Consider the following 20849-nt stretch of genomic DNA (forward strand, 5'->3'; position numbering starts at 1 on the left):
TGAAGATTATTGGTGTTGGCAACGGAGATCCAAGCAGTCACGAATCAGATAAAAGAGAAAATGGTGTCTGGAAAAGAAGCTTGTTTAATGGCAAGTGTCAGATTATCCTGCAGGCTGGGAAAGATGGCGGATTAACCAGTTTAGAAGCTGCCGGCAAAGGGCTGGTGAAGTCAACAATTTCCATTAAAGAAGTCAAAAAAGGGTAATTCCTGCTGTCCATCCAATCCAACCCTTTAGTTTAGGGTTGGATAAATTAAATTGATCTTTGCGCTGGATCATATCGGTGTAACCAGCGTTGGCTGTAAGTTGATCGCTATAATAAATATTTAAAGATGGGCCTGTGGTGATTCTGAGCCCATCGGCAAGCCTGAAATTTAAGCCCAGATCTAAGCGGTTTAAAAGATTGATGTCATTCCAGTTGCCCAGATACAAGTATCTGCAGCTCAGTTCAGGACTTAAGCTGAGCATTTTACCCATATGGATCACTTTTCCTAATCCTGCCCCGAAAAGGTATTGTTTTTCTTCCTTTTTAAGGTTCATGCCAGCCAGCAGTGAAGTGTAAAGGTTGTTGTTGCCGGTTTTGAGAGCTAGATTCAGTGCTGTCGTTTCGTTGGTACTGATATTGACGCGTTGAAAGCCATTGCTGATCAGATTTAGTAAACCTAAACTGTATCCGGTGGAGGAGTGAGCGACATTGATCAAGCCGAATTGAAAACCGCTAAGCTGGTCTGCCTGGTTTAAAATACCGGATATTTGCAATCCACTGGATGTTCCGTGAACCGTATTAAATACTCCGGCCAATTGAATGCCGGATGAACTTTTTTGTACGTTGTTAAATATTCCGGCAATTTGAACACCTGTCCGGCTGCCTTTAACATCATTGTAAATACCGGCCAGCTGAAGGCCGTCGGCTTTGCCACCGTTGATGTTAAAAATTCCCGCTAGCTGTACGCCGCGCATATTCATTTTATTGAGATTGAAAATGCCTCCAACTTCGACACCATCTACACCTGCACTGTACCCGCCAACAACATTGAGCGATATTTCATTTACAATCTGCCCGCTAAAATTGCCATGGGTATTGATTGCGGGCGTTAAAGAAGCCTGGTAGGGTGCAGTAGAGATTATGTTTCCGAGATTAAGTGTATGTATACGTTGTTTAGAGGAGATCAGGAACTGAGCAAGCCCGTTGGTGATCAGATCTCCAGGATCTTCAGATATTTCTTCAGTTCTTATTGTTTTGCCTGGTTGTTGTATTTTTACTTCCAGTAAATAGTAAGTGGTCAGTTCCTTGTAATTCTCTTTGCTGATGCGGAGTGCTATGGGTTGATTAATATGTGAAAGACTGATTTCAAAATATCCGTTTTCGTCGGTCAATGTGGCTTGCGCCAGGTTTCTTTCATAGACACTTGCATTGGGGATTTTCTGCCTGGTATGTTCATCAATTACATAACCTTTTATCGTATATTTTTCCTGATCGCCCCAGGCTTTATCCAATACAAGAGAGAGGCGTTTTGGCGCGTAGCGCAGGATAATGAAATTTCGGGTTTCAGAATAGTCATACCGTTCGTCTAGTAATTTGTCCAGTACTTCATTTATGCTCAGTTCTGTACACTGAAAATTGACCAGACTGTCTTTGGGGATGATCTTGCTTTGATAAGAAAACCGCAAGCCTGCTTTTTCCGCTATCTGGGTCATCACCTTTCCTAATGGTTGATTCTGACTGCGAACTGAAATGGTTCGATGTAGCAAAGACTGGGCGGTGGCTGTCTGATGAAATCCAATCAGGATGGGCGGGAGCAAAAAGAAGAAAGGAAGATGATAAAATGAAAACTTCATGGAGCGTCTTTTATTTTAGCAGAATTTGTTGGTTTTTATATTCTACCTGGATTTTAAATGTCTCTTTAATCACTTGTATGATTTCTTCCAGCGACTGGTTTTTGAAATCGGCTGTAATCTCTTTGTTTTTTAAAGCGCTTCTACTTATCACTATATTTTTATGATGGATTTCATTCAGGATATCAACAAGTTCCTGGAGAGGGGTGTGCTCACATTCCAGTTCGTTGGTCCTGTAATAGTTATACAATTTGCTGCGGGTTTTTTCCTTAGACAGGCCGGTTTGATCTTTGTCTACTATACTTTGCTCTCCGGCATGTAATTCTACTGTTTTATTTCGCCAGCTTACCTGTACAGTGCCCGTTTCAACCACTACAACGGTTTTTTTGTTCCTGTTTTTTACGTTAAAAGTGGTGCCAACTACTTTGACTGTTATTTCATTTACTGTAATGATAAAGGGTTTTTCTTTATCTGGGCTTACTTTAAAAAAGGCTTCCCCTGTCAATTTTACTGGCCTGTTCTTGCCTCTAAAGATGCTTGAATAGATGATTTCTGAATTTTTGTTTAAAGTGATCTCTGAACCGTCGGGTAGCACCTTATGGAGTATATCCGCATGGCTTTGCAGGGTTAGGAGTGCTGGGTTGCGGAAATAATAGGACGCAAACCAGCCCAGGCCGCAAATCAGCACAACGATTGCAGCAATTCGGAGCGAGGGACTGTTAAAAATTCTGCGTTTTGGAACAACTGGTGTGTTTAAGTTCAGGCGGTTTTCCAGCTTAATCCAGGCTGCAGATTCTTCTTCCTCACTGCCCTCTGCGAGGCTGGCACTTTCTTCCCAGATCAGTTGCAAGCCGTTCAAATATTGCTGATTTTCCTTGCTGTCCCTGAGCCATGTTTCCACTTGCTGAACTTCTTCAGCAGTTGCTTCCTTCATCAGGTATTTGACCAGCAGGCCATCGTTTATGGTATTGTTGTTGTTCATGGTATTACATTAAATACAGTAAGAAGATGATCAGTGGAAGGAATTCGACGAGTTTAATTCTCAAAACCTTCAGCGCCTTTCCCATTTGATTTTCAACTGTTTTTATAGAGATGTTCAATGCATCTGCAATTTGCTGATATTTGAGCTGCTCAAAACGGCTCATCTGAAAAATGGTTCGGCATTGCTCCGGCAATTCGGCAATGGCACGCTGGATATGCTGGTTTAATTCGATGGCCAGTATTTGATGACTGACATCGAGATCTCTTTGTTCCATATGCTGAGTCTGATAAGCTTGAAATGTATCTTTCACTTTCTGATGGCGGAGTTGGCTTAAACTTTCATTATATACCGAACGATAAAGCAGGGGTTGTAATGCGCCTTCGAGTCTAAGCTGGTCTCTTCGTTCCCAAATTTTACAGAATACCTGTTGTACAATTTCTTCTGCATCTTCATTGTCTTTGACGAAAGTATAAGCGTAGATGCGCAGCTTTTTGTAAAACTTACGAAAAGTTATTTCAAATGCATTTTTATCTCCGGCTCTGATGCGTTCCAGAAGTTGATGATCGTTGTGTTCCATGGAGAGCTTATGCGCTGTGTTGATCTTTAGACTACTAATATATTTAAACACCTGCTTTTTTTACTGATTTTCTTTTAGCAATGTGGTCTGGGCTTGCAAAAATGTAATATAACTTTCTGCTCAGGCTATGGCTCTGTCTAACATCAGTAATGATGTCCTGAAATTCATGTATGTTAAGGTATATCGGATCAATTTTACTTTTTAATGGGCTGGTAATGCCGTATTTTGGCTTTTCCATTTCGTATTGAAATGTTCCAAACAGGTGGTCCCAGATCATAAACACGGCCCCAAAATTCTTGTCGAGGTATTTTTCCTGGCTGCCGTGGTGTACACGGTGATTGGAAGGTGTGCCGAGGTACTTCTCTACAAAAGGACTGAGTTTGCCAATGGCTTCAGTATGTACCCAAAACTGATACAACAAGCTAAGCTGATTGGCTACGAAAAAGATCACCGGATGTACACCGGTAAGGAGTAATGGAATGAAGAAGATTACTTTTGTGTACTGGAACCAGCTTTGCCTGAAGTTGACAGTTAAATTGTAATGGTCTGCAGAATGGTGGACGACGTGTGATGCCCAGAAAAAACGGCAAAAATGCGAAATCCGGTGTGTCCAGTAACTGCAAAAATCGTAGATGATAAAACAGGGGATCAAAGTCCACCAATTGAATGCCATCCTGTAGGGAAGTGCATTGTATAACCAAACTGCGGCATAGAGCATAATGGTCTTCATCGCGAGATTGATGAGCAGGTTTCCGGCGCCTACAAACAGAGACCCTAGTGTTTCTTTAGATTCGTAATTTTTCCTTTCCAAAAAATAAGAAACGAAAAATTCAACTATGGTAATGAGAAGCACCAGGGGCAGCACATATACAACAATATCAGGTGCTTTTTTTTCCAGGGTACTGATTTCGGTCAAGGCAATTTCAGGTGCGAAAAATAAATGCTTAAGGGAATTTGTGAAGTCTAAGAGGTGGTTCATAGGTTATCGGGTTTAACTTACGTAAAGCTTGTTTGTCCTTTGTAAGTTGTTACGCCCAAGAGTGGTTTTACCCCTATGTCTGCTCCGATTTTTTTTAAAATAAAATGGATGCTGAAAATATGTCGCAGGAATTACTATAAAATTGATTTTGCCGATATTTTTGTAAATTGCTCTCCATTAGGATGGATCATTACAGGAAACTATCAGATAACGAACTTATCATTCTTTTTCGGGAAGGTAATGAGCTGGCTTACATAGAGATTTATAACAGGTACGTGGTGTCTTTAACTGATTTTGCTGAATCTAAATTATACAGCTTTGAAGATGCACGGGACCTTATCCAGGACTTATTTACCAGTTTATGGACAGAACGGGATACCATTCAGATCAATGAGCATTTAAAGGCCTATTTGTTCGCTGCAGTGCGCTACCAGGTAATTAATAAGATAAGAAAGAATATTGTGCGGAGGGATTATGCAGAAAAATTAAAATCTTTATCGCCTGCTTATTGTTCTCTTGATGAGGAGTTGAATGCAAGGGAATTGGATACCACCATTCGTAAGAGATTGTCGCAACTTCCTGAAAAAACCAAATCTATTTATCAGCGGAGCCGGGAACAGAATAAAACAATAAAGGAGATTGCCGAAGAATTCAAAGTGTCAGATCAGACTGTTAAGAATCAGATCAGTATTGCTTTAAAGCATTTAAGGGAGTCTCTTTCTATGTTTTTAGGCTTGTTTTAAACATCATGTTCTGCTGGATCAGTATCCAGATGGTGTAATGAAAAAAATATTATTTTTTTTCGGTACTTTTTAGATTCTGAAACTACTACAGTTCATAAGATAGGATATGAGCGCAAAAAATATAGCAGAATTATTAGAGAGATATGAACTCGGAAGGTGTACACCTGAAGAGATTGTGTTGGTGGAGGAATGGTTCGATGCGCATGGTGAAGAGAGAAATTCGTTAAGTACAATGGAGCCAGGCACCAGGAAAATATTTATTGCTGATTTGTTATCCGATATCCAGCAGATTAATAAAAAAGGGCAGAAATTGCATATAGACCGTCCATACTGGCATTTTTGGTTGCGTGCTGGTATCGCGGCTTCTTTTTTACTGGTCTTGGGTGCTGCGGTTTATATTTATCAGCAGAATAAGGAGAAGACATCTAAGGTAGCGGGTGACTACGCTGCAGATATTTTGCCTGGAGGGAATAAAGCAGTTCTTACTTTGGCCAATGGTAAACGCATTATATTAAATGAGGCCAAAATTGGCGATCTTGAAAACCAGTCTGGTGTACGAGTAACCAAAGCGGCTAATGGTAAACTTGTGTTTCATTTTGACAATTCTTCTATTTCCTCAAACCCCTCAAAGGAGTTAAATAGTGAACAGGCCTATACTAAGATTGAAACTCCTAAAGGTGGTGAATATGAAGTCAATTTACCTGACGGAACTAAAATATGGCTCAATGCTGCATCTTCACTTAGCTTCCCCTCACACTTCGCCAAGGCCGGAGAGAGAACCGTTCAGCTTAAAGGCGAGGGATATTTTGAAGTGGCAAAAAATGCAAGGCAACCCTTCGTTGTCGTTACAGACCGCCAAAGAGTACAAGTTCTTGGAACTCATTTTAATGTGAACAGCTATTCTGACGAACCGGGTACCAAGACAACCTTGCTGGAAGGTAGTGTGGCAGTTACACCAATTGCACAAATGAAAGTAAAGATAATACCAGAGATTTTGAAACCGGGACAGCAGGCGGTATTTAATGGCGATCAATTCCAGGTTATTCAAGTACATGCAGAAGATGCAATTGCCTGGAAAAATGGCGTATTCCTGTTTAAGGAAGCTGATTTTAAAACGGTTATGAGGACGATAGCCAGGTGGTATGATGTCGATGTGGAATATGACGGGAAACTCCCTCAAAAGGAATTTACCGGCGAAATCCACCGCAATTTAAAACTGTCAAGCTTGTTGGATATTTTGAGCTTTTATAAAGTGCATTTTAGGATTGAAAACAAAAAAATTATAGTGACCAGGTAATACCTAAACAACCCAAATAACCAAACTTAACTTCAAAAAAATGAAAAGAAAGCTACGATCCAGTTAATTCAGAAAGAGGTGCCGGAACTACGGATTTTTAATAAGATCCTATGTTATAAAAACCGCAGAAGTGTTAGCGCACAACTGCGGTATATCTGGGCACCCTTAATCCGGATCAGATCCGGAACAAAACAATCTTGCAAATCATTTACAGTATTAACCCAAACAGCACAAAAGTATGAATTTTAATGCTATTACTACAGCCATGTCTAAAATGTGGCTGCCTCCTAAATTATTGTTTATTATGAAGTTGACCATGCTTCTGTTTTTTCTGGCACTCATGCAGGCCAGTGCAGCAGGATACAGCCAAATCAGTCTGAATGAAAAGAATGTTCCACTGGAACGCGTACTGCAATCTATTAAGAAGCAAACTGGTTATGTTTTTCTTTACGATAGCAAAGACGTGGGCCAGTTTAAAATGACCATTCATGTAGAGCACGCCTCGATAGAGACCGTCCTAAAGGCTTGCTCTAAAGTGCTGCCATTAGACTTTAAGATTGTTGATAACAATGTTCTACTGAGCAGAAAAGAGGGAAACCAGGGATCGGAATCGTTTTTTAAGACGTTATCTTTAAAAGGCAAGGTTTTCGATGAAAACGGGCAAACACTTCCTGGGGTGAGTATGATGCTGAGCGGAGATGACTTTAAACAGACAACTCAAACCACCGTATCCGGGGAATATGTCTTTAAAGTAAGTAAAGCCGGAAAGTATATCTTAACAGCCAGTTTTATTGGTTATAAGAAGTATACGATGTCTATTGAGCTTAAGGATGAAGATGCTTATCAGCAAATTACTCTTGCACTGGCTAATGAAAATTTATCAGAGGTAATGGTGGTGGCTTATGGTACCCAGACCAAGTCCTCTTTTACGGGATCTGCGAAATCATTAAAAGCAGATTTGCTCAACGGAAGCCCGCGGGCCAGTATTCAGGAGACACTTCAGGGGAATGTACCGGGTTTAATTTCATCAAACGGATCGGGCCAGCCTGGTGCGGTACCTAACGTCCGTATTCGAGGTATTGGATCTGTAAATGCGGGAAGCGGGCCACTGTATGTGGTAGATGGAATTCAGGTGGGATCAGACCAGATCAATAGCCTTAACAGTTTTGATATTGAGAATGTAACCGTTTTGAAAGATGCATCTGCAGCCTCTATTTATGGATCAAGGGCTGCTAATGGTGTCATTTTAATTACAACGAAGAGTGGTTTTGCAGGCAAAACACAGATCAATGCGTCTGTGCAGTTTGGTGCCAATAATGTGACGCCGATTAAAGGACAGAAACCACTGAATACAACAGAGATGCTGGAACTTTTAAAAGAAGGTTGGGTGAACAAAGGAAATGACCCTTCTCTTTTTCAGCAGGCTTTAAAGGATAATGCAGTAGATCCAAATGTAAATACAGACTGGTTTGATCTGTTGACCCGGACAGGAAATTACAGACAAGTTGATCTTTCTGCGAGTGGTGGTACGGAAAAGACTAAATTTTATGTTTCAGGAAGTAATTATGTGGCTAAGGCTGCATTATTGGGAAGTGATTTTTCCCGTAGCACCGCCAATTTGAGATTAACCAACCAGGCCACAGAGAAATTGTCTTTTTCAGGCGGTATCCAGTTGAGCTATCGTCAGGATCATACACAGGCTGATGCGGGTACTTTTGGTAATCCGGTAAGGATGTATTCTATTTATCAGCCCTGGTTACGTGCATATAATGACGACGGAACGTATGACTTCAGTTATTTTAACCGATATAATCCTGTTGCTCAGGTAAAGGAAAGTTTTAATAAGGATAATTTCTATGGTGTATTGGGTAATTTCCTGGCCAAGTATCAGATCTTGCCTTCACTGTCTATAGAAAATCAGTCTAATATTAACTTTGTTTACGAAGAATCTATTGGTTTTAATAAATCAGGCGTGGGAACCTCCCGTACAGATGGAGGAAGGGCAACTTCTTCTACTGCAAGATCTTCAAATTGGGTAAATACGACCATTCTAAGATACAATAAGAACTTTGGTGATTTCGGATTAAAAACCTATTTGGGTTATGAAGCACAGAAAGTCAATGAAGTGGGCAATAGTGTAACCAAGCGTAATTTTCTGCCCAATACCTATACACTCGACAATGCTTCTATTTTGGTGGATGGCGGTTCTAATGAAACAGCAAATTCACTTAATTCTATATTTTTCAATGCTTCAATAGACTACAATTCAAAATATTATTTAAGTGCCTCAGTTCGGAGAGATGGTTCGTCCAGGTTTGGTACTCAAAATATTTATGGCAATTTTTGGGCATTGGGCGCTTCATGGAACATTACTAAAGAAGATTTTATGTCTGGTCAGACGCTGTTTTCAGATCTTCGCCTCAGAACCAGTTATGGTGTTAATGGAAACCAGGATATTGGAAATTTTGTTTCCAGAGCCTTGTACAACAGTTCTTCTTATGACAATGCGCCAGGTTTGGTGTTTTCCAATTATGGAAATAACCTGCTGACCTGGGAGAAGAATAAACCTTTTAACCTTGGTCTTGATTTTGGTGTACTTCGGAACAGATTAACGGGAACCGTTGAGTATTATACCCGCGCAACTTCTGACCTTTTATTGAGCAAACCCATCTCTGCTACCAATGGTTTGACCAGCTACATGGATAACATTGGAGCCATGAAAAATTCGGGTTTCGAGCTCGAACTGAATAGTGTCAACGTTAAATCGCATAAAGGAGGTTTTGGCTGGACCACTAGTTTTAACATCTCTACCATGCGCAACAAGATCACGGCATTAAGTAGCCCTATTATTTCTGGTGGATATGACCGTTATGTTGGGGGCGATTTCTATCAGCTTTACCTGGTGGGTTACGCAGGGGTTGATCCTCAAAATGGTGAAGCCCTTTGGTACACGGATAAAACCAAGACGCAAACCACCAATAAATACGGATCGGCAACACAGTTTGATCAAGGTAGCGCTTTGCCAGACTTTTTTGGTGGTTTAACCAATACCTTTACCTATAAAGGTTTCTCTCTGAGCTTCCAATTTTACTTTAATTACGGTAATAAGATCTATGACAATTGGGGCGCAACAGGTTTTTCTGATGGTTCAGGAGGGTTTAGCCCAACCACCAGGATGCCGAGATATACTTATGATCACAGATGGCAGAAACCAGGAGATATTACAGATCAACCTAAAATCGTATATACGGGTACCCAATCGGGAACTTCAGGGCAAAGTTCTACACGATTTTTATATGATGGAGATTATATCCGTCTTCGGGATGTATCTTTAGGTTATCAATTGCCTGATCAGTGGATGAAGCATTTGAATATCGCCAGCGCGAAGATTTATTTCAGGGCAAACAACCTCTTTACTTATATCAAAGACAAGCGCATCAACTTCGATCCTGAAGTTGGAATTGATGGTTTAGCAGATAAAAATGCACCTGTTTACAAAACAGCTTTGATTGGTCTGGATCTTAAATTTTAATTCTAACTAAAATGAAATACTCTTATAAAATAGCAATCCTATTCCTGGCCGTTTTAAGTTGCGGTTCCTGTAAAAAAGAATTCCTGGAAATTAATCCTCAGCAGCAAACCGATGTGAATATGGTGGTGATTGATCTGCCCAGTACAAGGGCAGCAGTAATGGGTACTTACGGACTGTTACAAAGTGCTGCCTACTATGGCCGAAGTATAACTGTTTTGCCGGATCTGATGGCAGATAATATGTATATCAGCCGTAAAAATTCCAATCGTTATACTACTTATGACCAGTATATTGTAACTGCTAATGACGGGACCGCTTCAGGTTCCTGGAATATTTTATACCGGACGATCGTGAATTCTAACATCATTATTTCCAAGGGAGAAAAATTGACTTTAGCTGCAACGGAAGCACCTGAAGTTCAGCATTTGGTAGGCGAAGCTTATACCCTCAGGGCCTTAGCTCATTTTGATCTGCTTCGCCTGTACGCGGCGCCTTATAATGCAACTCCAGATGCAAGCCATATTGGAATACCGGTAATTGTAAAAAGCGGTACAAGTAAGGAGGATATCATTTCTCCAAGCCGTAATACGGTGAAAGAAGGTTACACACAAATAGTGAGCGACTTGAAAAAGGCGATCACAATGATGCCGGTTGCGCCGGTAGGTTTTTCTGCGTCGAATAAGGGACATATTACCCATTTCGCTGCTGAAGCTTTGCTGGCCAGGGTGTATTTGTACATGGGCGACTGGGTCAACGCGGAACTGATGGCGACAGATGTGATTTCAAGCAATAAATATACACTCCTAAGTAATGCCAATTATGTAAGTGGTTCTACAAATTTCAGGACACAAAACAACAGTGAAAGTATTTTTGAAATTGTATATAATACCACCAATAACCTGGGTACAGATGCGCTGGCAAGTTTCTTATTGCAAGGGGCAAGTTATGGAGACGGGTTGGCAACTGATGATCTGTACAATAAGTACACGGCTACGGATGTGCGGAGAGGCTTTATGGCCAAAAGTAAAAGAAGTGGTAGCGGTGGTGAAGATCCGGCTTTTGTAATTACCAAATACAATAACATCACCACTTATGAGGAGGGGGTTAAAGTGATCCGCCTATCGGAGATGTACCTGATCCGAGCGGAAGCAAGAGCAAAACAGGGTGGTAAGGATGCATTGGCTGCAGCAGATTTGGATGTGATTGCCAAACGTGCAGATGCATCGAGTGTGCCCGTTTCACAGACTGGTCAGGCATTGCAAGACCTTATCCTTGCAGAGAACCGCAAAGAATTTGCTTTTGAGGGGCATCGTTTATTTGATCTGACACGAAACAAATTAGGTTTTACTAAATATAGAACGGGTGGAGAAACGATTTCGATCAGTAGTAATTCTTTAAAAACAGTTTTACCCATACCTTTGGCAGAAATGAATTCAAATCCAAACATGGTACAAAATCAAGGATATAAATAATCAATTATGAATTTGCTAGTGATGTTTTTTCCCTTGCTGATCAACGGTTTGACGCTCAAAGCGCAGATCAAGCAGCACGATAAGGGCGCTGCTCAGGATGGACCGTATGTGGTGTACCAGAACCAGCAAGTGGAGGTTCACCGCATTGTTGTTGAAGATGGTGTTCAAAAGGCCAAAGTACAAACCTTTTCCGAAAAAGATAAAGCCAAGGTTTCTGTGGAAGTTGAGTTTTCTGATCATCCGGGCTGGAATTTTTCTGTAAAGCTCCAGCCTCAGCTCCGGAATGAACCGGCTGAATTTAAACAGCCGGATAAAATCCTGGCATTGTCGGATATTGAAGGGGAATTTAAAGCACTGAGGGACCTCTTACTGGTAAACAAAGTGATTGACGAACAGTATAAGTGGATCTTTGGAAATGGACATCTGGTGATTTGCGGAGATTTGTTTGATAGGGGAAAAGAGGTGCCCGCTGTGATTTGGTTGTTGTATAAGCTAGAGCAGGAAGCCAGATTCAAAGGCGGTTATCTGCATACCATTCTGGGTAATCATGACATCATGAACTTAAGTGGTGATCTTCGCTATGTAAAAGAAAAATATTTTGATAATGCCAGGCTTATGGGATTTGATTATATGGATCTATACGCAGAGAATACCGAATTAGGACGTTGGCTCCGCAGCAAAAACCTGGTTGAAAAGATTGGAGATAATCTTTGTCTGCATGCGGGAATATCACCAGGAGTGAATGATCTTCAAATGGGCTTACAGCAAATCAATGATAAGTGCAGACCCTTTTACGATAAAGCAAAAGAGAAAAAGTCTTTTACAGATTCTGCTGTTTTTAAGTTTTTTGATGGCACCAGAACTTCTTTGTTCTGGTATCGGGGCTATTTCTCAGAACCTAAAATTTCAGAAAAGCAAATTGATCAAACGTTAAAGTTGTATCATGTTGACAGAATCATTGTAGGTCATACTATTGTGAAGTCTAATGTTGGTTTTTATTATAACGGCAAGGTATTGGGGATTGATGTCAATCAGCATGAAGGCGATCACGAAGGTGCTTTATACGAAAATAGGAAATGGTATAAGGTGAATACTACCGGGAGGAAAGAATTGTTGTCGTTCTAGCAAAACACGAGCTTCATTCAGCTTTTTAAGGCTGAATGAAGCTTTTTGTTTTAAAATAAACTGTCCAGGATATTATCTTCTACCTGGTTTGCCAGGGTAACTTCCAGTGAAGGTGTCCTTTCCATCTCTCTTTTGATGGCAAAATTGGCTTCTGAATTTCTTGCCCAGCTGCGTCTGGCAATGCCATTGTTTACATCAAAAAACAACATGCTTTTTAATTTTACATCAGCTTCGGGGGAACCGTCAAGGACCATTCCGAAACCGCCATTGATCACTTCTCCCCAGCCTACGCCACCTCCATTGTGTATGGAAACCCAGGTCGCTCCGCGAAAACTATCGCCAATGACATTCTGTATAGCCATATCTGCAGTGTAACGGCTTCCATCGTAAATATTACTGGTTTCTCTGAAAGGAGAGTCTGTACCGCTTACATCATGATGGTCACGACCCAGAACAACCGGGGCAGTGAGGTCACCGCTTTTAACCAGTTGATTAAACCGTTCTGCGATTTTTGCCCGACCTTCTGCATCTGCGTACAGGATCCTGGCCTGAGAACCCACCACCAGTTTGTTTTTGGAGGCCTCTCTGATCCAGGTGATATTGTCTTGCAATTGTTGCTGAATTTCTGCCGGGGCTGTTTGTTTAATTTCCTCCATTACCTGCTGTGCAATCTTGTCGGTGAGGGCCAGATCCGCCTCCTTTCCGGAAGAACATACCCAGCGGAAAGGGCCAAATCCATAATCGAAACACATAGGTCCAAGAATATCTTGCACATAAGATGGATATCGGAAATTGGTGCCATCTGTAGCCATGATGTCTGCACCGGCACGGCTGCATTCTAATAGGAAAGCGTTGCCATAATCGAAGAAATAGGTGCCTTTAGCGGTGTGTTTGTTAATGGCAGCTGCATGACGACGAAGGGAATTTTGCACTTGCTCTTTGAAGTTTTCAGGCTCTTCTGCCATCATTCTGTTGGCTTCTTCAAAGCTATGGCCAACAGGATAATAGCCTCCAGACCATGGATTATGGAGGGATGTTTGATCAGAACCCAGTTCTACATAAAGGTTTGCTGCTGCAAAGCCCTCCCAAACATCTACCACATTGCCAATATAAGCCAGTGAAACCGTTTCTTGTTTGGTTTTGGCCAGGTTGACTCTTTCTATGAGTTCAGGAAGATTTTCCAGGATTTCATCTACCCAGCCTTGTTCATGGCGTTTTCTTGCGGCATTTGGATTGACCTCTGCGCACACTGTAATGCAGCCAGCAATATTGCCAGCTTTGGTTTGCGCTCCACTCATACCACCTAATCCTGCTGTCAGAAAAATTTTTCCTGCCGGCGATTCATTCGTTTTTAATTGTTTGCGGAAAGCATTCATCACGGTAATGGCCGTTCCGTGAACAATACCCTGTGGACCGATATACATATAGGAACCCGCGGTCATCTGTCCATACTGGGTAACGCCCAGGGCATTGTATTTTTCCAGATCATCAGGTTTGGAATAATTTGGAACCATCATTCCGTTGGTTACCACCACACGAGGTGCATTTGCCGATGAAGGAAATAAACCCATCGGGTGTCCGCTGTACATATGCAAAGTTTGTTCGTCTGTCATTTTGCTCAGGTATTGCATGGTGAGCAGGTATTGCGCCCAGTTCTGAAATACAGCACCATTGCCCCCGTAAGTAATCAGTTCCTGAGGATGTTGTGCAACAGCAGGGTCCAGGTTGTTCTGGATCATCAGCATAATACAGGCTGCATGTTGGTGTTTTGCCGGATAAGCGGAAAGTGGACGGGCATACATCTCGTAATCTGGCCGAAACCGGTACATGTAAATGCGGCCGTAAGTATTTAATTCTTCCAGGAATTCTGCGGCCAGTTCTGCATGCCATGCTTCAGGAAAATACCTTAAAGCATTACGCAGACTGAGTTTTTTTTCTTCCTGGTTGAGTATATCTTTTCTTTTAGGCGCATGATTGGCCTTGGTGTCGTAAGGTTTTGCGGGGGGTAAATTTTGCGGAATACCCTGCAGGATTTCTTCTTGAAAGTTCATGTTCTTAGTCAAAATTTGAAGTAAATACACATTCACCGTTTTTCCAGACTTGCGCAGGTTTCAGTTTGCCTTGCTGATATAGAATTTCTCTGTAATCATTTACCTGAAACAACAGAAAGTCGGCAAGCATGTCTTGTTCTATACGTCCACGGTCTGTTAAGTTTAGGGCACGGGCTGCTCTGTAAGTAATGCCGGCCAGGATTTCGGCATTGGATAATTTCTCAAAAGTACCAAGTATAGATGCCTGAGAGAGCAGATCACCCATAGGTGCAGAACCTGGATTCCAATCACTGGCAATGGCCAGGCAGGCACCGGCATCTAGCAATTTTCTAGCTGGGCTAAATGCGCATCCCAAACCTATTGTTGCTCCTGGTAAGGCCATGGCTACAGTATCGCTTTGGGCAAGTAACTGGACTTCCTTTTCGGTACTGGCTTCCAGATGATCCGCACTTAGCGCATTTATCTCTACAGCCACTGCACTTCCGCCAGTACTAAACTGATCTGCATGAACCGTAATTTGGAAACCCTGTTCAATTGCTTTTTTAAAATAGGGAAGGATATTTTCAGGAGAAAAGGCACTTTTCTCTACAAAGGCGTCCATCCGGCCGGATAGGTTTTCTTCAAGGAGTACAGGGAATAACTCCAGGCTTATTTTCTCGAGGTATTCACTATGGCTGCCTTCAAAATCTCTTGGAAGGGTATGTGCGGCCAGGCAAGTACTGATCAATTCTGCAGACGTTTCCTGATTTGCAGCTTTTATTGCACGGAGCATTTTTAATTCTTCATTTACAGATAGACCGTAACCACTTTTAACCTCTATTGTAGTTACCCCTTCCGACAGGTGACGATTGGCCCGGTGAATCGTTGATGCAGTCAGCTCGTCAAGAGATGCTTTACGGGTATGTTGTACTGTATCCCAAATTCCACCTCCTGCTTCAGAAATTTCCAGATAGGTTTTTCCGGAATTGCGCATGGCATAATCCTGGGCCCTGGAACCTGCAAAACAAATATGGGTATGCGCGTCAGTAAAAGCCGGAATACAAACATATTCTCCCTCGAGGGTAACTGTCGTTGCTCCAAGCAGTGCGGCTTCCTTTTCCAGACTTTCATAGTTGCCTGTTTTATAGACCTTGTTTCCTTTTAACAGGATGCCTGCCTGGGCAATAGGTACTATTTGTTCATCTGCAATGGCTCCTTTGAGGGGAAGGCCAGCTAAAGTAATGAGCTGGGCAAATGGACCTATGAGTTTGTATGCTGTATCCATAACTTAAAATTCGTCAAAGTAACTACTGTATTCTGTAGCATAAGGTACATTTTCCTGAGCAGCAGTTGCTCTGGCAATTTGTGGTAAGGTGCCTTTACTCACCAAATCAATGCAGTTCTGCATCAGATCGTACATGATCTGGTCTTGTTCAATATGCGGAACCTGCTGACGGACCAGTTTGTGTATGGCAACCGGAATTTTTCCCGATTGAAGTGGCGCGTGAAAGTCCAGGGCCTGGGCGGCGCAGAACAATTCTATACCCAATATTTTTTCTACATTGTAGATCACCTGTAAGGCTTTACGTCCACTGATGGAACCCATACTTACATGATCTTCCTGACCCAATGAAGTTGGAATACTGTCGGCGCTTGCCGGAAAGCATAAGCCTTTGTTTTCACTTGCCAGAGCCGCAGAAGTATATTGCAGGATCATGAAACCAGAATTAAGCCCGGTTTCTTTTAATAACAATTTAGGTACGGCGGGAGTAATACCTTCCAGGGATAGATAAATTCTCCGGTCAGCAATGTTCCCAAGTTCAGATGCAGCCAGACAAGCATAGTCTAAAGCCATGGCTAAAGGTTGTCCATGGAAGTTTCCTCCGCTGATGGTCAGATCCTCACTAAAAATTACCGGGTTATCGGTTACAGAATTCAATTCTATTTCTAAAAGTTCTTTTAGGTGTAGCCATGCATTTCTTGATGCACCATGCACCTGAGGAATGCAACGCAGGGAATAAGGGTCCTGAACGCGGGTGCAGTTGGCATGTGAAACCACAATTTCCGAGTCCTGAAGCAGGTTTCTCATGGTGGCAGCTACATGCATATTTCCTTTAAAAGGTCTCAGTTTATGCAGTTCAGCACTGAAGGGTTTAATGGAGCCCAAAAGTCCTTCCAGCATCATCGCTGCAGTGAGGTCTGCTGTGGCCAGTAAATTATGTAACTTTTCAACCACTTTAACGCCATGGGCAGCAATAAACTGTGTTCCGTTAATCAGCGCAAGGCCTTCTTTTGGGCCAAGGTGTATAGCCGTAATGCCGTGTTCTTCAAACAGCGCTGCGGTAGAGATGATATTGCCTTGATAATGGACCTGTCCAAAGCCAATTAAGGGAAGGAATAGGTGGGAGAGTGGAGCCAGATCTCCGGAAGCCCCAACAGAACCTTGCATCGGTACTACGGGAATTGCTCCGGTTTCTAAGTGCCAGATGATCCGGTCGAGCGTGCTTTCCTGAATACCTGAATAGCCTTGTGCAAGAGCTTGTACTTTCAGGACCAGCATTAAACGGGATATGTCTTCTGGAATTGGTGCACCTGTACCAACAGCATGGCTTTTCAATATGTTTTCCTGAAGCGTCTTGGTGTCTTCGGCAGAAATCATGGTTGTACATAAAGGACCAAAACCGGTGTTAATGCCATAAACAGCTTTGTCTGAGACTGCAATGTTTTCGACAATTGTACTGCTTTGTTTTACTTTTTCCCTTATTTCCGGGTTTAATATGCCTTTTATTTTTCCTTCACTGATGGCTAAAGCTTTTTTAGCTGTCAGAAAATCGGTGCCGTATTTAAAGATCTGTTCCAAGATGATATGTTTTATTTAACACAAATATATTTCATAGTTTTGATGCTTATAAATACCATTTACATCATTGATTAATAACTATGGGTTATCAAATAGAACTTAGACACCTTAAATACTTCCAGGTGCTGGCCCAGGAACTGAAATTTCGGGTGGCCGCAGAAAAACTATTTATCTCCCAGCCGGGTTTGACAAGACAGATCCAGCAGATGGAGGAAATCTTTAATGTGACTTTGTTTGACCGGACCAAAAGGAAGGTAGAACTGACTGCAGCCGGACTTTACCTGAAAGGAGAGGTAGACTTTATGTTTAATCATCTGGAGACCGTGAAGCGGCAGTTGGAAAATATTGGTCAGGGTAAAGAAGCCGAATTAAGGATCGGTTTTTTAGGCTCTGCGGCACAAAAGGTACTGCCAGAATTGTTATTGAAATTGAATGCAAGTTATCCTGGAATTCAGACTACGCTCGAGGAGATGTCTAATAAACTGCAGGTAGAACTTCTGGAAAAAGATAAACTGGATTTGGGCTTTGTACGTTTGCCTCGTGTTCCCGATGGGATGAGCAAACATCTGGTGTTTACAGACTCGTTCTCTGTTGTTCTTCCAAAAAACTATCCCTTAGATAAAGAAAGTTTTAAGAATGTGCGGCAGTTGAGTAATGAGCCATTTATATTTTTCTCCAGCGATGATAGCCCCTTTTATTATGAGTTGATCATGAGCATTTGCGAAGATCAGGGGTTCCGGCCAAAGGTTTTTCATAAATCAGTTCATGCGCTTACGATCTTTAAATTGGTGGAAGAAGGCTTAGGGGTGGCCATTGTACCCAGTTCTCTAAAATATGGCTATGATTTGGAAGTGAAGTTTATTGAAATTGAAAATATCGGGCAACGGACCGAATTATTTGCCATTTGGAAGGATACAAATAGAAACCCGGCTCTGAAAAATGCGGTTGATTTATTGGTTTGAAAATTAATATAGATATATTAGGGCCTCAGTTTAGATGCTATGGCGAATAGGGAAAAATTAGATGGGGATTGGACTTTATTTGTACAGAATGGAGACGAAAATGCCTTCTATAGAATTTATTCCCATTATTATCATTATCTCAGTTACCTTGGATTGAGGAAGAACTTTGGATCTGATAAGATAAAGGATGCCATAAGTGATGTGTTTTTTTATTTTTGGGAGCAAAGAAACAAGTTGTCCCATATCAATAACTTTCACAATTACCTTGTCACTGTTTTTCTTCGCACCTTATATAAAATGGATAAGTTTGACCAACATGATCCGATAGATTTGAATAGCATTGAGGAGCTTGAGGTGCTGCCTTCTCATGAAGATCTGTATATTCAACGACAGTCAAACAATAACATTACCAATATTTTAAAAGGATACGTGGAGCAGCTTGCACCTAAACAGCGGCAACTTATCTATCAAAAATTCTATTTAGGGCTTTCTTATCAAGAAATTGCTACCGCAAACCAAATTTCCATCAATACTGTATATAATACAATTTATAAAGCGATAGAAAAATTGAAAAATGAGTTGGGAAAGGACCAGCTTGCTCTTTTATCCTTAGCCATCTCTCTTAGCGTTCTATTGTTCCTTATTGGTGTCAATTTTTTTTGATCTTGAAAAATAAAATCAAAAAAATACAAAAGGAGTAGTGAAAAAAGAAAGTTCTCTGCTCTATTAACAAAACCATATGCAGACCATGCACGAAGAAACAACAGGCAAATTAATGTACGATGAAACTTTTCTGAATTTCTGTTTTCAGCGGGATACAGAAGATACTGCCTATTGGATGAACTGGCTAAAGGAACACCCTGAATCTGAGAAGGAGGTGTTGGAGCTTAGGAATTTATTGGTCTTACTTGCAGAACAGAGTGGCAAAACGGAAGTTGAGGAACAGCAGGAACAGTTAAGCAGGAGGATAGCCTCTGCGCAATCGCAACATAACGGCCGTCTGTCTCTTTTCAGGTGGGTAGCCGCAGCATCTGTTTTGCTGATTCTTTCTGCGACTACGTTTTTATTATTTAATAAGAATGCTCAGACAAAATTGGCTCTTAATCAAATGAGGATCATAAAACCCGGAGGCAATAAAGCTTTTCTTACTTTGGCTAATGGTCAACGGATTGTTTTAAATGATGCTGCAAATGGTTTAATTGCTAAACAGTCTGATGTACAGATCACAAAAAATGCAAATGGACAATTGGTTTACGCTCTGGCCAAAGGGCAAACCACTTCTTCTAATGAATTTAATACCATAGAAACTCCTAAGGGTGGCCAGTACCTACTGTATTTACCAGACGGCTCCAAGGTATGGTTAAATGCCGCATCAAAATTAAAATATCCGGCATCTTTTTCAGGCCAGAGAAACCGGAGTGTAGAATTGGATGGAGAGGCTTATTTCGAAGTCGCAAAAGATAAACAGCATCCTTTTATGGTTAAAACGGGCCGTCAACAGGTAGAGGTATTGGGTACACATTTTAATATTAATGCTTATAAGGATGAGGTATCCGTAAAGACAACTTTACTGGAAGGATCCGTCAGGGTATTTTCTGCTGACCCTGCTTTATCAGCCCGTGTTTTACATCCGGGCCAGCAATCCTCTTATGATCCGTTAATTTCGGAAATCAAAGTAGCAACAGCGGATACAGAAGCAGCTGTTGCCTGGAAAGATGGACTTTTTTATTTTAAAGATGCGGATATACCCTCTATTATGAAGGTATTTGCCAGGTGGTACAATGTAGAAGTAGGCTATGAGGGAGAAATTCCTAAAAGGAAATTTTCAGGGAAGATTTACCGCAATGTCAATGCGGCCCAGGCTATAGAAATCCTGAATTATTCGGATATTCATTTGAAGCTGGAAAAGACAGCACATTCAACGTATAAAATTATTGTTACCCCATAAATAACAACCTAAACCATATCAACACTTAAACCAATGACACTATGATCAGATATTTACCTTAAGCACCAACCAGACAGGACCGGGGTTAAGAAGACCGTAGAAGTGTTACGAGCACCTCTACGGAAATATTTGGATTAACCCGATTAACGGTCAAAAATGATTCAGTTAACTATTCTTGTATTAATCCAAACTTCACAAAAGTAATGAAATTTAGTACGATTAGGTATGCTATGCCCAAAGTATGGCCCCTAAATAAATTATTATTGGTTATGAAACTAACGACCTTGCTGTTAATCATAGCCCTTGCACAGGTAAGTGCGAAAGGATACAGCCAGAAGATCAATCTAAATGAAAAAAATGTACCCGTTGAAAAGATCTTTCAATCTATTGAAAAACAAACCGGCTATGTTTTTTTCTACGACAACAATTTTGTAAAAAAGCTCATGATGAGTGTTCAGGTGAAGGATGCCTCCATAGACCAGATCTTGGATATATCGTTTAAAGAC

At 41.4% G+C, this 20849-nt stretch carries 17 protein-coding genes; 10 read left to right on the top strand and 7 right to left on the bottom strand.

The features are described from left to right. On the top strand, positions 1-206 hold a 206-nt coding region (locus DBR11_RS29660), incomplete at its 5' end, for a hypothetical protein (RefSeq protein WP_158275323.1). Here DBR11_RS29660 and DBR11_RS18060 read toward each other — a convergent pair. Genes DBR11_RS18060 through DBR11_RS18075 form a run of 4 tightly spaced genes read right to left on the bottom strand, consistent with a single transcriptional unit; the run spans position 193 to position 4374 of the window. Then, a complete protein-coding gene (locus DBR11_RS18060) occupies positions 193-1839 on the bottom strand; it encodes a carboxypeptidase-like regulatory domain-containing protein (RefSeq protein WP_108554037.1) in 1647 nt (548 codons plus the stop codon). The genes DBR11_RS29660 and DBR11_RS18060 overlap by 14 nt on opposite strands. Before the next feature lie 10 nt (positions 1840-1849). Beyond that, the gene (locus DBR11_RS18065; protein WP_108554038.1) at positions 1850-2818 is read right to left on the bottom strand and encodes a FecR family protein; all 969 of its coding nucleotides are present in this window, start codon (positions 2816-2818) and stop codon (positions 1850-1852) included. A gap of 4 nt (positions 2819-2822) precedes the next feature. After that, a complete protein-coding gene (locus DBR11_RS18070; RefSeq protein ID WP_199233877.1) occupies positions 2823-3446 on the bottom strand; it encodes an RNA polymerase sigma-70 factor in 624 nt (207 codons plus the stop codon). After that, on the bottom strand, positions 3439-4374 hold the full coding sequence (locus DBR11_RS18075) for a sterol desaturase family protein (protein ID WP_108554040.1): 936 nt from the start codon (positions 4372-4374) through the stop codon (positions 3439-3441). The genes DBR11_RS18070 and DBR11_RS18075 overlap by 8 nt, the downstream gene beginning before the upstream one ends. Before the next feature lie 182 nt (positions 4375-4556). On the opposite strand from DBR11_RS18075, the gene DBR11_RS18080 reads away from it, so the two are divergent. The 5 genes from DBR11_RS18080 to DBR11_RS18100 all read left to right on the top strand — a co-directional run bounded on the left by DBR11_RS18080 (position 4557) and on the right by DBR11_RS18100 (position 12543). Further along, positions 4557-5117, top strand: a complete 561-nt coding sequence (locus DBR11_RS18080; RefSeq protein ID WP_108554041.1) for an RNA polymerase sigma-70 factor — start codon at positions 4557-4559, stop codon at positions 5115-5117. 106 nt (positions 5118-5223) lie between these two features. Continuing rightward, positions 5224-6414 (top strand): FecR family protein, encoded by a 1191-nt coding sequence (locus tag DBR11_RS18085; RefSeq protein ID WP_108554042.1) that lies wholly within the window; start codon positions 5224-5226, stop codon positions 6412-6414. A 238-nt stretch (positions 6415-6652) separates the two neighbouring features. Then, positions 6653-9946 carry a SusC/RagA family TonB-linked outer membrane protein gene (locus tag DBR11_RS18090; RefSeq protein WP_108554043.1) on the top strand — a complete coding sequence of 1098 codons (3294 nt, stop codon included), beginning with the start codon at positions 6653-6655 and terminating at the stop codon, positions 9944-9946. 11 nt (positions 9947-9957) lie between these two features. Beyond that, positions 9958-11418, top strand: a complete 1461-nt coding sequence (locus DBR11_RS18095) for a RagB/SusD family nutrient uptake outer membrane protein (RefSeq protein WP_108554044.1) — start codon at positions 9958-9960, stop codon at positions 11416-11418. Between the two features lie 6 nt (positions 11419-11424). Then, positions 11425-12543, top strand: coding sequence for a metallophosphoesterase (locus tag DBR11_RS18100; protein ID WP_108554045.1), 1119 nt, complete (start codon positions 11425-11427; stop codon positions 12541-12543). A gap of 50 nt (positions 12544-12593) precedes the next feature. Here the strand turns inward: DBR11_RS18100 and DBR11_RS18105 are convergent, their stop codons facing one another. The 3 genes from DBR11_RS18105 to hutH are packed head-to-tail and all read right to left on the bottom strand — an operon-like array spanning position 12594 to position 17433. Beyond that, entirely contained in the window at positions 12594-14594 is a 2001-nt protein-coding gene (locus DBR11_RS18105) for a urocanate hydratase (protein WP_199233878.1), read from the bottom strand. 4 nt (positions 14595-14598) lie between these two features. Then, positions 14599-15858 (bottom strand): imidazolonepropionase, encoded by a 1260-nt coding sequence (gene hutI, locus DBR11_RS18110; RefSeq protein ID WP_108554047.1) that lies wholly within the window; start codon positions 15856-15858, stop codon positions 14599-14601. 3 nt (positions 15859-15861) lie between these two features. Beyond that, the gene (gene hutH, locus DBR11_RS18115) at positions 15862-17433 is read right to left on the bottom strand and encodes a histidine ammonia-lyase (RefSeq protein ID WP_233260809.1); all 1572 of its coding nucleotides are present in this window, start codon (positions 17431-17433) and stop codon (positions 15862-15864) included. A gap of 80 nt (positions 17434-17513) precedes the next feature. Here hutH and DBR11_RS18120 point away from each other — a divergent pair, with 80 nt between their 5' ends. From DBR11_RS18120 to DBR11_RS18135, 4 genes are all read left to right on the top strand, one after another. Beyond that, a complete protein-coding gene (locus tag DBR11_RS18120; RefSeq protein ID WP_108554049.1) occupies positions 17514-18395 on the top strand; it encodes a LysR family transcriptional regulator in 882 nt (293 codons plus the stop codon). Positions 18396-18434: 39 nt separating this feature from the next. Next, positions 18435-19058 (top strand): RNA polymerase sigma factor, encoded by a 624-nt coding sequence (locus tag DBR11_RS18125; protein WP_108554050.1) that lies wholly within the window; start codon positions 18435-18437, stop codon positions 19056-19058. A gap of 85 nt (positions 19059-19143) precedes the next feature. After that, positions 19144-20343, top strand: a complete 1200-nt coding sequence (locus DBR11_RS18130) for a FecR family protein (protein ID WP_158275324.1) — start codon at positions 19144-19146, stop codon at positions 20341-20343. 269 nt (positions 20344-20612) lie between these two features. After that, the coding region (locus DBR11_RS18135; protein WP_146186578.1) for a hypothetical protein at positions 20613-20849 on the top strand (237 nt) is incomplete at its 3' end.

Source organism: Pedobacter sp. HMWF019, assembly GCF_003061025.1.
Taxonomy (GTDB): domain Bacteria; phylum Bacteroidota; class Bacteroidia; order Sphingobacteriales; family Sphingobacteriaceae; genus Pedobacter.